Origin of the sequence: Streptomyces achromogenes (genome assembly GCF_030816715.1) — a bacterium.
Lineage (GTDB): Bacteria > Actinomycetota > Actinomycetes > Streptomycetales > Streptomycetaceae > Streptomyces > Streptomyces achromogenes_A.
Genome location: NZ_JAUSYH010000001.1, coordinates 1608433 through 1623526 on the forward strand (window position 1 = coordinate 1608433; position 15094 = coordinate 1623526).

At 72.9% G+C, this 15094-nt stretch carries 16 protein-coding genes; 5 read left to right on the forward strand and 11 right to left on the reverse strand.

Annotation, left to right across the window (positions count from 1 at the left end):
- Nucleotides 1-3 precede the first annotated feature (3 nt).
- The 5 genes from QF032_RS07270 to QF032_RS07290 form a co-directional block, all read right to left on the reverse strand.
- Nucleotides 4-1554: an ABC transporter substrate-binding protein gene (locus QF032_RS07270; protein ID WP_307040966.1), complete on the reverse strand. Its 1551-nt coding sequence runs from the start codon at nucleotides 1552-1554 to the stop codon at nucleotides 4-6.
- A 266-nt stretch (nucleotides 1555-1820) separates the two neighbouring features.
- Complete coding sequence (locus tag QF032_RS07275; protein WP_306954104.1) at nucleotides 1821-2582, reverse strand: SDR family oxidoreductase; 762 nt, start codon at nucleotides 2580-2582, stop codon at nucleotides 1821-1823.
- 31 nt (nucleotides 2583-2613) lie between these two features.
- Nucleotides 2614-3375: a 3-oxoacyl-ACP reductase FabG gene (fabG, locus tag QF032_RS07280; RefSeq protein WP_307040968.1), complete on the reverse strand. Its 762-nt coding sequence runs from the start codon at nucleotides 3373-3375 to the stop codon at nucleotides 2614-2616.
- 155 nt (nucleotides 3376-3530) lie between these two features.
- Nucleotides 3531-3947 (reverse strand): DUF3037 domain-containing protein, encoded by a 417-nt coding sequence (locus QF032_RS07285; RefSeq protein WP_307040970.1) that lies wholly within the window; start codon nucleotides 3945-3947, stop codon nucleotides 3531-3533.
- Complete coding sequence (locus QF032_RS07290; protein ID WP_307055477.1) at nucleotides 3944-4699, reverse strand: HipA family kinase; 756 nt, start codon at nucleotides 4697-4699, stop codon at nucleotides 3944-3946. Before QF032_RS07290 ends, QF032_RS07285 begins: the two co-directional genes overlap by 4 nt.
- Nucleotides 4700-4890: 191 nt before the next feature.
- On the opposite strand from QF032_RS07290, the gene QF032_RS07295 reads away from it, so the two are divergent.
- The gene (locus tag QF032_RS07295; protein ID WP_306954099.1) at nucleotides 4891-5400 is read left to right on the forward strand and encodes a Rieske (2Fe-2S) protein; all 510 of its coding nucleotides are present in this window, start codon (nucleotides 4891-4893) and stop codon (nucleotides 5398-5400) included.
- Here the strand turns inward: QF032_RS07295 and QF032_RS07300 are convergent.
- A complete protein-coding gene (locus QF032_RS07300; protein WP_307055480.1) occupies nucleotides 5387-6049 on the reverse strand; it encodes a cysteine hydrolase in 663 nt (220 codons plus the stop codon). The two genes, QF032_RS07295 and QF032_RS07300, sit on opposite strands and share 14 nt — an antisense overlap.
- Before the next feature lie 136 nt (nucleotides 6050-6185).
- On the opposite strand from QF032_RS07300, the gene QF032_RS07305 reads away from it, so the two are divergent.
- A complete protein-coding gene (locus QF032_RS07305) occupies nucleotides 6186-6653 on the forward strand; it encodes a pyridoxamine 5'-phosphate oxidase family protein (protein WP_307040978.1) in 468 nt (155 codons plus the stop codon).
- Nucleotides 6654-6714: 61 nt separating this feature from the next.
- On the opposite strand, the gene QF032_RS07310 is transcribed toward QF032_RS07305, so the two are convergent.
- Entirely contained in the window at nucleotides 6715-7617 is a 903-nt protein-coding gene (locus QF032_RS07310) for a LysR family transcriptional regulator (RefSeq protein WP_307040980.1), read from the reverse strand.
- Nucleotides 7618-7655: 38 nt separating this feature from the next.
- Between QF032_RS07310 and QF032_RS07315 the strand changes: the two genes are divergently transcribed.
- Nucleotides 7656-8696 (forward strand): DMT family transporter, encoded by a 1041-nt coding sequence (locus QF032_RS07315; protein WP_307040983.1) that lies wholly within the window; start codon nucleotides 7656-7658, stop codon nucleotides 8694-8696.
- 166 nt (nucleotides 8697-8862) lie between these two features.
- On the opposite strand, the gene QF032_RS07320 is transcribed toward QF032_RS07315, so the two are convergent.
- A complete protein-coding gene (locus tag QF032_RS07320) occupies nucleotides 8863-10194 on the reverse strand; it encodes an aminotransferase class I/II-fold pyridoxal phosphate-dependent enzyme (protein WP_307055481.1) in 1332 nt (443 codons plus the stop codon).
- 35 nt (nucleotides 10195-10229) lie between these two features.
- Between QF032_RS07320 and QF032_RS07325 the strand changes: the two genes are divergently transcribed.
- Together QF032_RS07325 and QF032_RS07330 are read left to right on the forward strand one after the other, a co-directional pair.
- Nucleotides 10230-10913, forward strand: a complete 684-nt coding sequence (locus tag QF032_RS07325) for a pyridoxamine 5'-phosphate oxidase family protein (RefSeq protein ID WP_306954092.1) — start codon at nucleotides 10230-10232, stop codon at nucleotides 10911-10913.
- Nucleotides 10913-11542, forward strand: coding sequence for an FMN-binding negative transcriptional regulator (locus tag QF032_RS07330; protein ID WP_307040987.1), 630 nt, complete (start codon nucleotides 10913-10915; stop codon nucleotides 11540-11542). Before QF032_RS07325 ends, QF032_RS07330 begins: the two co-directional genes overlap by 1 nt.
- Nucleotides 11543-11563: 21 nt before the next feature.
- Here the strand turns inward: QF032_RS07330 and QF032_RS07335 are convergent, their stop codons facing one another.
- The 3 genes from QF032_RS07335 to QF032_RS07345 form a co-directional block, all read right to left on the reverse strand.
- A complete protein-coding gene (locus QF032_RS07335) occupies nucleotides 11564-12571 on the reverse strand; it encodes a DMT family transporter (protein ID WP_307060175.1) in 1008 nt (335 codons plus the stop codon).
- Nucleotides 12572-12775: 204 nt separating this feature from the next.
- Nucleotides 12776-13774 carry an EamA family transporter gene (locus tag QF032_RS07340; RefSeq protein ID WP_307055482.1) on the reverse strand — a complete coding sequence of 333 codons (999 nt, stop codon included), beginning with the start codon at nucleotides 13772-13774 and terminating at the stop codon, nucleotides 12776-12778.
- A gap of 431 nt (nucleotides 13775-14205) precedes the next feature.
- On the reverse strand, nucleotides 14206-14895 hold the full coding sequence (locus QF032_RS07345) for a Clp protease N-terminal domain-containing protein (RefSeq protein WP_373430305.1): 690 nt from the start codon (nucleotides 14893-14895) through the stop codon (nucleotides 14206-14208).
- Between the last annotated feature and the right edge of the window lie 199 nt (nucleotides 14896-15094).

Sequence of the window (15094 nt, forward strand, 5' to 3'; positions counted from 1 at the left end):
GGACTACCAGCTGGTCTTGCGGGACAGCTCCCACACCATCATGATCGTCGACGGGTCGAGGGCCCGCTCGCCGCCCGAGACGTCCTCGGACGAGGCGATGTACTGCTTGCCCTGCCACAGCGGCAGCAGCCGGGCGTCCCTGACGAGGATCTGCTGGGCCTCCTCGAAGTCCTTCGCCACGTTGGCGCGGTCGCTCACCTCGCGCGAGCGGGGCAGCAGCACCTGGGTGATCTCCCGCGCCGGGTAGGGAGTGCCGAGCGCGTTCTGGTCGCCCACGAAGGGGGCGATGAAGTTGTCGGCGTCGGGGAAGTCCGGCGCCCAGCCTCGCCCGAACACCGGGTACTCGCCCTTCTGGTAGCCCAGCACGTAGCTGTTCCAGGGGCGGTTCTTCAGGGTGACCGCGAACAGGCCGGAGGCCTCCAGCTGGCTCTTGAGCTCCTTGAACTCCAGGGCGGTGTCGGAGCCGTAGCGGTCGGAGGTGTACCAGAAGGTGAGCGGGACGGTCTCGTTGATCCCCGCGTCCTTGAGGATCTGGCGCGCCTTCTTGGCGTCGGGGTCGCCGAAGGAGTCGAAGAACCCGGTGGTGTGGCCGGTGAGACCGGCCGGGACCATGGAGTACAGCGGGTCGACGGTGTCCTTGTAGACCTTGTGGGCGATCGCGGCCCGGTCGACGACCTGGGCGATCGCGCGGCGCACGGCCAGCTTGTTCGACCACGGGTCCTTGGGGTTGAACACCAGGTAGTTGATGTTGCTGCCGGCGGCCTCGATGAGCTGCAGGCCCTCGTTGTCGCCGCCCTTGCGCCCGAGGTCGATGATGTCGTCGGCGGCGAGACCCTGGTAGGTGATGTCGATGTCCCTGGCGCGCAGGGCCTTGACCATCTTGCCGGAGTCCTGGAAGTAGCGGATGGTCACCGCGTCGTTCTTGCGCTCGGCGAAGCCCTTGTAGTTGTCGTTGCGCACCAGCACCGCCTGCTTGCCCTCTTCGTAGGACTGCAGCCGGTACGGCCCGGAGCCGACGATGCCGTCGTCCTTGCGCAGGGACTTCGCGGGGTAGTCGTCGGGGTCGACGATCGCCATGCCGGGGGTGGCGAGCACGAAGGGGAAGGTGGCGTCGGCCTTGTTGAGGCGGAAGACCACCTCGCGCTCGCCGTTCGCCTGGACGCTCTCCAGGGTGCCGAGCAGCCCGTTGGGCCCGGTGCTCGCGTTGATCGCCCTGATCCGGTCGATCGAGTACTTGACGGCTTTCGCGTCGAGCTTGTCGCCGTTGGAGAACGTGAGGCCCTCACGCAGTACGCACTTGTAGGTGCGGTTCGTGCTGTCCGTGAAGACGCACTCGGCGGCGTCCGCCTGGGGCGTCGTCGCACCCGTGGGATAGCTCAGCAGCGTCTGGTAGATGTTGCGGAACAGCTCCCAGGAGCCGTCCCAGGCCGCGGCGGGGTCCAGCGTGCTGGGCGCGCTGGTGGTGCCCACGACGATCGGTCCGGCATCGTCGGAGCTCTCCTCTCCCAGGAGGCTGCACCCGGCCACCAGGGATATGGACACGATTGCCGCCATTTGCTGCACGGATCGGTTCCGGTTGAACACGCGCACGCTCCTCGATCTGCCATGCCAAGGGTTGGCAGACCATACCGCAGCGCCGGGCGACGTGAACCCGCGCCCGTCGGGCGTTCTTGATCACTCTCGGTATGACGACGTTGTCATCCGCGTGTCCGCGATCCATATGTCCCTGAATACGACGACACGGGCACCGTTTCCGTCAGGGAAACGGCGCCCGTGGAAGAGCTCCCGCCCGGCCCGGGCGGGTCCGGCCGGCGTCGGTCTCAGCCCACGCCGGCGTTGAGGAAGATGCCCCCGTCGACGACGAGTGTCTGGCCGGTGATCCAGTCCGACTGCTCGGAGGTGAGGAACGCGGCGGTGCCGCCGATGTCGGAGGGCACCCCGAGCCGGGCCAGCGGGTAGGCGGCGGCCGCCTCCTCCTCGCGGCCCTCGTACAGCGCCTGGGCGAACTTGGTCTTCACCACGGCCGGGGCGATCGCGTTGACCCGCACGCGCGGCGCGTACTCGTGCGCCAGCTGGACGGTCAGGTTGATCATGGCGGCCTTGCTGATGCCGTAGGCGCCGATGAAGGGCGAGGCCGAGAGCCCGGCGACGGAGGCGATGTTGACGATCGCGCCGCCGTTGTCCTTCTGCCAGGCGTGCCAGGTCCGCTGGGCGAAGCCGAGCGCGGAGACCACGTTGGTCTCGAAGACCTTGCGGGCCACGTTCAGGTCGAGGTCGGCGATCGGCCCGAACACCGGGTTCGTGCCGGCGTTGTTGACCAGGAAGTCGACCCGGCCGAAGGCGGCCATGGTGCGCTCGACGGCGGCCGCCTGGTGCTCCTCGTCGTGCGCCTTGCCGGCGACGGCGATGACCCGGTCGGCGCCGAGCTTCTCGACGGCCTCCTTGAGGGCGTCCTCGCCCCGGCCGGTGATGCAGACCCGGTCGCCGCGGGCGACGAGCGCCTCGGCGACGCCGTAGCCGATGCCGCGGCTGGCGCCGGTGACGAGGGCGACCTTGCCGGAGAGTGCGGGCAGTTCAGTCATGTCGGTGATCCCCAGGTGTCCCTAGTGGGCGTTAGTCGAGCGGTCCGCCGGCGACGTACAGCACCTGGCCGGAGACGAAGCCCGCGGCCTCGTTGGTGAAGAAGGCGATCGCGTTGGCGATGTCGTCGGGCTCGCCGACGCGCGCGACCGGGATCTGGGTGGCGGCCGCGGCCTTGAACTCCTCGAAGCCCATGCCGACGCGGGCGGCCGTCGCGGCCGTCATGTCGGTGGCGATGAAGCCGGGGGCGACGGCGTTGGCGGTGATGCCGAACTTGCCGAGCTCGATGGCGAGGGTCTTGGTGAAGCCCTGCAGACCGGCCTTGGCGGCGGAGTAGTTGGCCTGGCCGCGGTTGCCGAGCGCCGAGGACGACGACAGGTTGACGACCCGGCCGAAGCCCGCGTCGACCATGTGCTTCTGGACGGCCTTCGTCATCAGGAACGAGCCGCGCAGGTGCACGTTCAGGACGGTGTCCCAGTCGGCGGCGCTCATCTTGAACAGCAGGTTGTCGCGGAGCACGCCCGCGTTGTTGACGAGGATCGTGGGCGCGCCGAGCTCGTCGACGATCCGCGCGACAGCCGCCTCGACCTGGGCCTCGTCGGAGACGTCGGCGCCGATCGCGACGGCCCTGCCGCCCGCCGCGGTGATCTTCTCCACGGTGTCCTTGCAGGCGGCCTCGTCGAGATCGACGACGGCGACCGCGCGGCCCTCGGCGGCCAGCCGTACGGCGGTGGCGGCTCCGATGCCGCGCGCCGCGCCCGTGACCACAGCGACCCGCTGCTCAGTGGTGGACATTGCTGGTTCTCCTCGCCCTTGAGAAAGCCTGATGCGCCCGGGTGCCGGGCGCCGGATGCGCCCTACTGGTGAGCGACCGCTTAGTACCTTCGGCAGACGTGACGCTAGAAGCCCTGGCACCCGGTGTCAACGCCACACGACGCCGGTGTGATCCATTACCTCACCAGCAGTTCCAGGAGCCGCTCCGTCTCGGCGTCCGGATCGGCCGTGAGCCCGGTGTGCACGGGGCCCGGCTGGACGATCGTCGAGCGTGGCGCGATCAGCCAGCGAAAGCGCCGTCCGGCGTCGTCGCCGGCCGCCTGCCCGGCCGCCGCGCCGCCCGCGCAGACGCCCTCGACGGCCCGCAGGGCGGCCCGCACCCCGGGTACGTCCGCGCCGGGGTCCAGGGCCAGCAGCCTGGCCTCGTCCAGATGGGTGCGGGCGCCCACGTAGTCCCGGCCTCGGCAGTACACCAGCACACCCGCGTTGATGCACTCGCCGCGCTCGACGCGCGGCACGACCCGCAGCAGCGCGTACTCGAAGACGTCCCGGTCGCCGCCCTGGCCGGGCCGGATGATGTGGCGGTCGGTCACTTGAGCCCCTCGATGCGTTCGTGGACGTCGGCGGCGCGCGCGAGGAGGGGCGCCGCGTAGGCGCGCCGGAGCGCGTCCGGGGTGTCGAAGCCCGGCTCGTCCGTCAGCCAGACCTCCGGGATCTGCGCGGTGACCTCGGCGAGGAGGTCGGCGGTGACCAGCGGCGCGAGCTCTGCGGCCGCGGCCCGGACGTCCGGCCCGAAGGCGGCGAGGACGTGGTCGCGGGCGTCGTAGGGACGGGCCGCGGAGGTCCCGGCGGTGGGCCAGTTGTGCTGCCAGATCATGGTGGCGCCGTGGTCGACGAGCCACAGGTCGCCGCGGTGCATCAGGAGGTTGGGGTTGCGCCACGACCGGTCGACGTTGTTCACGAGCGCGTCGAACCAGACGACGCGGCCGGCCTCCTCGGCGCTCACCGCGAAGGCGAGGGGGTCGAAGCCGAGGGCTCCGGAGAGGAAGTCCATGCCGAGGTTGGTCCCGCCGCTGGACTTCAGCAACTCCTGTACCTGCTGGTCGGGTTCGCCGAGCCCCAGCAGCACGTCGAGCTCGACGGTCACCAGGCGGGGGGCCCACAGGCCCAGGCGGCGGGCCAGCTCGCCGCAGACGACCTCGGCGACGAGCGTCTTGCGGCCCTGGCCTGCGCCGGTGAACTTCATGACGTACAGACCGAGGTCGTCGGCCTCGACGAGTCCCGGCAGGGAGCCGCCCTCCCGCAGGGGCGTGACATAGCGGGTGGCGGTGACTTCCTTGAGCATCGCCCCAGGTTACTGGGCCTGGCACGTTGTGCGACCGACAGCTTGACGACAGCTCGGGCTTACGCCGTACTCATGTCGAACGGGTCAGTATCTCGACACTGTCCGGACTTGGCGGGGGCGCTGAACACGGGGCGTCCGCCACTCGTACCTCTCGGCAGATCCACGCACCCCTCTGGAAGGGACCCCCCAGCATGACCAGCGCATCGATCAAGTCCGCGTCGGGGCCTGCCCGCCGTGCCGTCGTGGCAGCCGCGGGAGCCGCGGGGCTCTCCGTCGCGCTGACCGCGTGCGGAGGCTCCGACGACGACTCGTCGAGCACGTCGTCGTCCGGCACGTCGGGTTCCACCGGTTCCACCGGTTCCACCGGCAGCAGCGAGGCCGCGAGCACCGGCGGCACGGGCAACGCCGGGGCCGGCGCCGCGCTCGCGAAGACCGCCGACATACCCGAGGGCGGCGGGAAGGTCTTCGCGTCCGAGAAGGTGGTCGTCACCCAGCCGGCGGCGGGCACGTACAAGGCGTTCTCCGCCGTGTGCACCCACGCGGGCTGCGCGGTGAAGTCCATCTCCGACGGCGTCATCAACTGCCCCTGCCACAACAGCAACTTCTCGATCGCTGACGGCAGCGTGAAGAGCGGTCCCGCGCAGAAGCCGCTGCCCGAGGTGCCGATCAGCGTCAGCGGCGACTCGATCAGCCTGGCCTGAGTCCCGGCCCGGCTCCGGGAGTCCGCCGGAGGCAGGCCAGCACCTCGGCCGTGGTCGCGACCGTGGCGACCAGGGCGAGCGTGTGACGGATCATCGCGGGGGTGTAGTCGGCAGGCACCCCCGCGATGGCGTCCGACGGCACGACGGCCGTGTAGCCGCGGTTCACGGCGTCGAACACGGTGTTCGGGATCGCGACGTTGGCGGAGACCCCGGTGACGACCAGGGTGCGGCAGCCCAGGTTGCGCAGCAGGGCGTCGACGTCGGTGCCCTGGACGGGCGAGAGCCCGTGCAGCCGCCGTACGACGAGGTCCTGTTCGGCGACCTCGATCTCCGGTGCGAGGCGGGTCGCGTCGGTGCCGGTGAGTTGCTGGACCGGGAGGCGTTCGGCCGCCCGGAACAGCCGCGCGTTGCGGTTGGCGCCGCGCCCGTCGGGGCGGCGCTCGGCGACGGCGTGCACGACCTGGACACCGCTCGCCCGGGCCGCCGTCACCAGACTGGCGATGTTGTCGAGGACCCCCGACTCCCTTGCCGCGCTGGCGAGTTGGGGCAGCGCCGCGGCCGGTCCGACGACGCCCTGCTGGCACTCCACCGTGATCAGGACGGTGCTCGCGGGGTCGAGCAGGTCGCTGAGCTCTTCGTGCGACGGCATGGGCTCCCCCTGGCGTCGGTGTGGGGCGGGCGACAGTAACCGCCATTGCGTGGAGAAGGAAGAAGACCCATCCTTTTCTGACGGAGTTTCAGAAAAGGCAGCACAGATACGCACAAGAGCAGAATGAGGGGGCCGGATGACCGTCACACAGCGCCGGGGCCGAAAGATCATGATGTCGCCGGGCGAGCTGGACGCGTTCCTCACCGTCCAGCGCACCTGCCGGGTCGCGACCGTGTCCGTCGACGGCGCGCCCCACGTCAGCGCCCTGTGGTTCCTCTGGGACGGCGCCGCGCTGTGGCTGTACTCGGTCGTGCGCAGCAAGCGCTGGGCGGATCTGCGCCGCGACCCCCGGGTGGCCATCGTGATCGACACGGGCGAGGAGTACGACGCACTGCGCGGCGTCGAGCTGTCCGGCGCCGTGGAGTTCGTGGGCGAGATCCCGCGCACCGGGGAGTTGTGCGCCGAACTCGACGCGGTGGAGACGCTGTTCGCACGCAAGAACTTCGGTCTGGACGCGATGCCGCACGACGGCCGGCACGCCTGGGTGCGACTGAGGCCGGAGAAGATCGTCTCCTGGGACTTCCGCAAACTGGGCGGCGCGTAGGCCGCGTCAGCGCCTTTCCGCCGGCCCCCGGCGTCGGCACGGCCCGGCCGTCCGGCGGCTCTCAGCCGACGGCGTCCCCGGCTGACTTGAGCGCCCGGACCGCCGCTCTGATCGACGGGCGGCGGTCCGCGTCCGCCCGCCAGACCACGTACACATGCCGGCGCACCCGCTGCCGCAACGGGACCGTGACGACGCCTTCGGGCACGGGCCGGCGGCCGAGCACGGGGGCGATGCACACCCCCAGTCCGGCGGCCACCAGCCCGAGCTGGGTGTGCGTCTCGGCCGCCCGGTGGCCCACGATCGGCTCGACGCCCCGCGAGCGCAGGGTGAACATCAGCCACTCGTGGCAGAACTCGCCCTCGCCCCAGGTGATCCACTCGTCCTCGGCGAACTCCCCGAGGTCCACCTCGTCCCGGCCGGCGAGAGGGTGATCGGCCGGCATCGCGACGTCTGCCGGGTCGTCGAGGATGGGCGCCTTGACCAGTCCGTCCGGTACCGGCATCGGCTTGTTGTACCAGTCCAGGACGACGGCGAGGTCGAGGTCACCGCGCACCACGCCGGCCACGCCCCGCTCCGGTTCCAGTTCGCTCGAGCGCACCCGCAGCGCGGGGTGCGCCTTGCGCAGTTCGGCGAGCGCTACGGGAAAGAGCCCACGGGCCGCTGTCGGGAACGCGGACAGCCGCAACTCCCCCGCCACCTGGCCGCGTTGGGCCTCCAGATCGGACTGGGCGAGCTCCACCTGGGACAGGATCCGGGACGCGTGGTCGGCGAGCAGGCGTCCCGCGTCCGTCAGCCGCACACCCCGGCCGTGCTTGGCGAGGAGCTGCTGGCCGACCTCCCGCTCGAGCTTGGCCAGCTGCTGGGAGACGGCCGAGGTGGTGATGTGCAGGCCCGTCGCGGCGCCGCTGACCGAGCCGTGCCGGGCGAGGGCGTCGAGGGTCCGCAGGCGCTCCAAGTTCAACACGTAAGCAATGCTACGAGGTATTGCTGGAAAAATCTCGATTGTGCTACGAGATGGTGTCGACGATCGTGGAGGTCATGAGCACCGCGCCCACCGCATCGGCCCCGCCGCCCCCTGCACACACCACCCCGCCGCCGGCCCCCGCGGCGACAGCTCCCGATCCCGAGCTGTCCGCCGGGGGCCACGCCCCCGCCCCCGCCCGCCGCTCCCTCGACTGGCGTCTGCGCTTCGGCGCGCTGTCGCTGATCTGGGGCTTCAGCTTCCTGCTGATCAAGGTGGGCACCGAGGGCTACGCGCCGTTCCAGGTCACCCTCGGCAGGCTGGCGTTCGGCACGGCGGTGCTGGCGGTCGCGATGGCGGTGAAGCGGGAGCGGCTCCCCCGCGGAGCCCGCACCTGGGCGCATCTGACGGTGGCCGCGCTCCTCCTCAACGCCGTGCCCTTCTCCCTCTTCGCGTTCGCGGAGCTGACCATCCCCTCCACCCTGGCCGGCATCTGCAACGCCACGTCGCCGCTGTGGGGCATGGCGCTCTCGCTGGTCGCGCTGTCGGAGGACCGGCCGACCCGGCTGCGCGTCGCGGGCCTCGGCCTCGGATTCCTGGGCGTCCTCACCGTCCTCGGCGCCTGGCAGGGATTCGACGGCCTCGACGCCCGCGGCACGACCCTCGCGCTGCTGGCGTCGCTGAGCTACCCGGTCGGCTGGATCTACCTCCGCCGCACCCTGGCGCACACCGGTTCCTCCGCCCTGTCGATGACCGGCGCCCAGCTGTTCCTGGCCACCCTGCAACTGGCCGTCGTCACACCGCTGTTCACCGATCTCCCGACCCGCTTCCCGCTCGTCCCGCTGCTCGCGACCGCGGCCCTGGGCGCGCTCGGCACCGGCCTGGCCCTCCTCATCCAGTACGGCCTGGTGACGGAGGTCGGCCCGACGACGGCCCAGATGGTCACCTACTTCATCCCGGTCGTCGCCACGGCGGCGGGCGTCGCACTGCTGGGCGAGACCCTGAGCTGGTCGACGCCGGTGGGCGCGGTGATCGTCCTGGCGGGCGCGGCACTGACCCAGGCGCGGCGTTCCGGGTCGTAGCCGGCCGGGGGAAGCGCGGCGGGGGGCGAAGCGTGGCGGCCGGGCGACCGAGCGGTCGAACCGTCGGGCATCCGGGCTGCCGGGCTGCCGGACCGTCGGGCTGCCGGACCGTCGGACCGTCGGCGGGGGGGGGCCGGGCTGCCGGGGGCGCTTTCCGATCTGATCGCTAGACGTAGTTCCGCGTCGGGGAGGGGCCGGCCGCCCCGGCGACGAGATCGGCCAGTGGCTCGATCTCCCGCGCGTCCAGCGTCGACACCGTGATGCGGATTCCGGGCGCGGAGCCGATCCGGAACCGCGCCCCCGGTGCGACCGCCCACCCCGCGTGCAGCAGCCGGGCGACCGCCCCCGTCTCGTCCGGCACGGGGACCCACACGTTCATCCCGCTGCGCCCGTGCGCCTCGACGCCCCGCGCGGCCAGCGCGGCGAGCAGCGCGTCGCGTCGGCGGCCGTACGCCCGGGCCACCGCGCGCGCGTCCACCGCGCCGTCGGCCCACAGGCGCAGTACCGCCCGCTGGGTGATCCGGCTGACCCAGCCGGGCCCGAGCCGCTGCCGTCCGCGCACCCGGTCCAGGGTGACGTCGTCCCCGGTGAGGACGGCGAACCGCAGGTCCGGGCCATAGGCCTTGGCGGCCGAGCGGACGAAGGCCCAGTGCCGGGTGACGCCCGCCAGCGGGTGCAGGGGGAGGTCGACGATCCGGTGACCGTGGTCGTCCTCGAGCAACAGGGTCTCCGGGTGGTCCCGCAGCACGGCGCGCAGGGCACGCGCGCGTGCGGCGCCGATCGCCGCGCCGGTCGGGTTCTGCGCCCGGTCCGTGACGACGAAGGCGCGCGCCCCGGACTCGAAGGCTCGGCGCAGGTCGTCGGGCAGCGGACCGTCGTCGTCGAGGCCGACCGGTACCGTGCGCAGCCCGAGCGCCGGCACGAGGTCGAGGAGGGAACCCCAGCCGGGATCCTCGACGGCCACGGTGTCGCCCGGCCTGAGGTGTGCGGCCAGGACGCGTTCGATCGCGTCCAGCGAGCCGGAGGCGACCGCCACCGGACCGGCGGGCACGCCGTCGGCGTCGAGGTCGGCGCGGGCCAGCCGGGCCACCTCGGGCTCGACCGGCGCATGCCCGTACAGGACGGGCTCCCGGTCGCCCTGCTCGGCGGCCCAGGCGAACGCCGGCGCCAGCGGCGGCAGCAGAGCCCTGTCGGGATTGCCGGACGCCACGTCCCGTACCCCCTCCGGCGCGTCCACCCGGATGAACCCGCGCCCGGTGGTGGCGGGCTTCGACCGCACCCGACTCCCCCGCCGGCCGTCCGTCTCGATCACTCCGCGCTCGCGCAGGGTGCGGTAGGCGGCCGCGACGGTGTTCGGGTTCACCCCCAGCGTGGACGCCAACTCCCGCATCGGGGGCAGCAGTTGCCCCGGCCGCAGTTCACCGGCGCTGACTGCCGCCTCGACGCTCGCGGAAATCTCGGCTGCGCGCCGGCCTTTGATCGGATACTCTCCTAGCACAAACATCATTATGCACTAGTGCAATGGAGAGCGCCATGCAGGGGACACCGGAGACGACGACACGGGCCGCCGCCTACACCCCGACCGACCGCACGATCCCCACCCGGTCCGCGCAGAAGGCCTCCTACGACAGGGACCTGGTGCACGCGATACTCGACGAGGGCTACGTCTGCCACCTCGGGTTCGTCCGTGACGGAGCGCCCGTGGTGCTGCCGACGCTGTACGGCCGGGTCGGCGAGACGCTCTATGTGCACGGTTCGACGGGCTCGCGTCCCCTGCGGATGACGGGACAGGCCGACCCGGGACTGCCGGTGTGCCTGACCGTGACGCACGTCGACGGGCTGGTCCTGGCGCGCTCCGCCTTCCACCACTCGATCAACTACCGCTCGGTCGTGGTGCACGGCGTCGCCCACGACGTGACGGACCCGGCGGAGAAGCTGGCCGCGCTCGACGCCCTCGTGGACCACGTCGTGCCGGGCCGGGCCGCCGACTCCCGCCCCGCCAACCGGAAGGAACTGGCGGCGACCGCGGTGATCCGGCTGGACCTGAACGAGGTCTCGGCCAAGACCCGCACCGGCGGGGTGAACGACGAGCCGGAGGACCTCGCCCTCCCCCACTGGGCCGGCGTGCTGCCGCTGCGCAAGGGCTACGACGCTCCCGTCCCGGAGGCCGACCTGGCACCCGGCACCGCGTTCCCCGGCTACCTCGCGACCCTGTGATGCTCGTCCACCCCTGGGACGCGCCCCGCGACGACGCCGAGTGGCAGGACTGGCTGTCCGCCCACGACTTCGGGCAGCTCGCCGTCAACGGCCCGCCGGGCGAACCCCCCTTCGTCCAGCCCCTGCACTTCGCCTACGACCCGGCCGAGGGCGACGCCGTCACCCACCTCGCCCGGCCCAACCCGCTGTGGGCCGCCCTGGAGGCGAACCCGACGGTGACCCTGAGCGTGGTGGACGACCACGTCTTCGTCCCCGGCCCGTGGCAGGCCCCGCCGGGCGCCCCCGCCGAGCACGGCACCCCGACGAGCTTCTACACGGCGGTGCAACTGCGGTGCACGGCGCACATCGTGGACGATCCCGCCGCGAAGGCGGACCTGCTCGCGCGTCAGATGGCGCACTTCCAGCCCGAGGGCGGCTCCGCCCGACCCACCGTGGGCGAGGCCCCGTTCGGCCGCCTGCTCCCGGGCATCCGCGGCATCCGGCTCCATGTCACCGACGTGCGGGCGAAGTTCAAGTACGCGGCGCACCGCCCGCCCGAGACCCAGGACCGCATCGCCGCCGCGCTGACCACCCGCGACGCCCCCGGCGACGCCGCGGCCCGCGCACACCTGCTGCGCCGCCGGGGGTGACACCGCCGTCCCGCTCGCGCCTCAGCCCCGCGCCGGACCTCCCCGCGCTTCTGTCAGGGCGAGGCCGGTGACCGAGACCAGCAGCAGCAGGGTGCCGGCGAGCGTGGTGACCCTGAGGGGTTCGCCGAGGACGGCGACGGCCAGCACCGCCGCGCTCACCGGCTCGAGCAGCATGATCACGGAGACCGTGGCGGAGCGTACGACGGCCGCGCCCGCGAAATAGAGGGCGTAGGCGAGCGCCGTGGGCACCGCCGCGATGTACGCCAGCAGAACCAGCACCCGCACGGGGTCGGCGCTGTGCGGCAACAGCCCTTCGGCCACGGCGAACGGCAACAGGCACACAGCGGTGACCGCGAACGCCCCCACGGCGCCGGCGGAGGCGTCCGAACCCCCGTTCCGCCCCCACCGGCGGGTGAGCAGGGTCATCGCGCTGTACCCGGCCGCGGACACCAGGGCGAGCAGGACGCCCCGCGGGTCCACGGTCGAGCCGCCACCCGCGAACAGCACCACCAGCCCGGCGAGCGCCCCCGCGACGGCGAGCGCTCCGCCGCGGCCGAGCCGCTCCCCCAGCGTCAGGCGCGCGCCGAGCGCGATGAGGACGGGCCCCGCGCCGAGGGTGACGACGGTCGCCACGGCGAGTCCGGTGGCGGAGACGGCCGCGAAGTACGCCGTCTGGAAGACCGCGAGGCCGAAGCCCGTGATCGCCGTCCGCAGGGCCTTGCGGCGCAGAGCCCGGCGACGCGGCGGCTCGGGCGTCGGCGCCTGCCCGCCGAGGAGCGGGGCATCCGTGGCCCTCGCGGACGCCGGAGCGTACCGGGCACGCCGCAGCAGCGGGCGGGCGGCCAGCAGCAGGGCCAGTCCGGCGGCGCAGCGCCAGAACGACAGGGCGACGGCGCCCAGGTCGCTGATCCGGTAGATCAGGGACGCGGCGGCGCCGGCCGTGCCCCAGGCCGCGCCCGCGACGATCAGACAGAGCAGAGCCCGTGCGACGGGCGGGGAAACGGCGGCGGGGCCGCCGGAGGAAGACACACAGGACGGCACACTCGAGGAGGACACGCGTTCTCTCCGCACAGAAGTTCAGGAAGGGGCCGCCGCAGGGCGGCGGACCTCGGACTTCGTCTGCGGGCAGCACCGTTCGGCCCGGCACCGTGTGCCGGGCGTGGTTCACCGGAGGGCCCGCCTCAGCGGGCCGGAGGCGGAAGAACGCGTGCGTCGAGAGGCATGAGCGGAACCCTAGGCCGCCGTCCCCCGGGCGGACAACTCCCTTTCCGGGCCGCCTGCGGCCACCGGCTCCGCGGAGCCCTTGGCGGGCGCGGACGACTGCGCGATGAACGCCCCGAGCAGGACCACCGCCCCGCCGACGATCTGAGGCGCCGAGAGGTGCTCGCCGAGCAGCACCCACGCCAGCACGGTGGCGATGACCGCCTCGAGGCAGGCCACCACACCGGCGACCTGCGCGGAGAGCCGGCGCACCGAGACCACGCCGGTGACGTACGCGACGACGGTGGCGACGAGCACGATCCAGCCGAGCAGCAGCCAGGCCGGGACCTCGACGCCGTTCATGCCGGCGGCGTGTCCGAGCACGGACCAGTCCATGCCCCACGGCCTGGTGACGACGGTGAGCACGACGGCGCCGACGAGGAGCCCGTAGGCGATGACGCCCAGCGGCTCGGGAGCGTCGTCGCCCGAGTCGGCGCCCTGGTCGGACAGGACGAAGTAGCCGACCTGACAGCAGGCGGCCGCGAGGGCGAGCAGCAGTCCGAGGGCGTCGAAGCCCAGACCGGACCAGACCTCGACGACGCAGGCCAGCCCGCCCACCGCGAGGACCACGCCGAGCGCGGCGGCGCGCGTCACGGGCCGCCGCTGCACGAACCGCACCCAGCCCAGCACGAGGGCGGGCGCGAGGTACTCGACGAGCAGCGCGACACCGACGGGGATGCGCGATATCGCGGCGAAGTAGAACGCCTGCACTCCGGCCACGCCGAGCAGTCCGAACCCGGCGAGCAGCGCAGGCCGACTGCGCAGCAGCGCACGGTGGCGCACGGCCAGGGGCGACATGACCAGGGCCGCGCCGGTCACCCGCAGCCACACCACGTGCAGCGGGTCGAGGCCCGCCTCGATCAACGGCTTGGCCGCCACCCCGGACCCGCCGAAGGCGATGGCCGACGCGACCGCCAGACCGAGCCCGACGCCCTTTCCGCGGTTGCTCTGACTGCTCACAGAAGTACGCACCGGCCCATGATGACAGGGGATGACATGACCGTCATCCCTGATGACACCTGTCTCAGCCGTCGGACGAGCACCGATCCCCGAGAGCCTGGCCGGTCGGTGAAGGAACGGTCCGCGAGCGACCCGGTCAGGGGGCGGCCCGATCGACGGGTGGACCGGTCGACGGGAGGTCGGTCGGCGAGCGATCCGGCCGCCGTGCGAGCCGACCGATGTGCGAGCCGGTCAGGACGGGTCGGTCAGCAGCAGGCGAGCCGGCCAACGGAAGGGGGGGCCGACGTGTGAGCCGGCGGACTGCGGAGCGTCGGACGGCAGGCGGGCGGGACGACCCGGCGGGCAGGTCGGCAGGTCGGCAGGCGAGCCGGTCAGGGGTGGGGCTCGCCACCGCCGCCGCATGTCCCGCACTTCTCGGGAGCCGGCTGCGTCGCGCCGTCCTCCTAGCCGTCCTCCTGGAGGAGACCCCGCCCGAGGGCGGCGCGCCCGAGGGGAGCGTGCTCGACGAGGCCGTTCTCGATCCGCGCCCGCAGCTCGTGGGCGTCGACGCCGGCACGGGTCAGGACCTCGACGGCCCGTGCCTCCGGGTCCGCGATGATCGCCGCGAGCAGGTCGACTCCGCGGGCCGGCGCGCCGTCACGCCGCCCCGCTCGCACGCGCGCGTGCTCCAGCGCCGCCGCGGCGAGCGGAGAGCAGCCGTCGGCGGCGGCGAGGAAGCGCGCCTCACGGAGGCCCTCGACGGGCGACGGGCCGGACGACCCTCCCGGGCCCCCGGCGGCGGGCGGCGCGGGTACGGCGGGCAGCGTGCCGGAGTCCTCGACGCCACCCTGCCAGCGCAGGCCGTAACCGATGCTGCGCTGGACGAGGTAGCCGAGCAGCCGGGCGAGCTGGGGTCCGCCGTCGAAGACGGCCCGGACCTCCGGATCGTGTTCCACGAGCGAGTGCAGCAGATGAGCGGTGTCGATCTGCCGGTCCCCGTCGCGCAGCGCCCGGCGGCGAGCGGACACCAGCGCCGCGGCGGGCTCTGCGCCCAGCCCGGGAGCGCCGTCCGTGGCCTGCGCCGTTCGGTCGTGCGCAGTTCGGTCGTGCGCCGTTCGGTCGTGCGAGGACTGCCGTGGGATACGGGGTGGCACACCCCTCACCCCATCAGTCCCACCCGGGTGCCGTCATCCCCGGCAGGAACCATCTTCCCGTCCCACGAAGAGCGGAGCGGAGCCGTCGGCGTCTCCTCCCTACGGATGAGATCGGGCCGGTCCCTGGCGGGAGCGCGCGCCGCCTCGCCGACCGCGCGGGGCGGTGGCGCCTGCGGAGCCGGACCTTTCCGCTCCACAC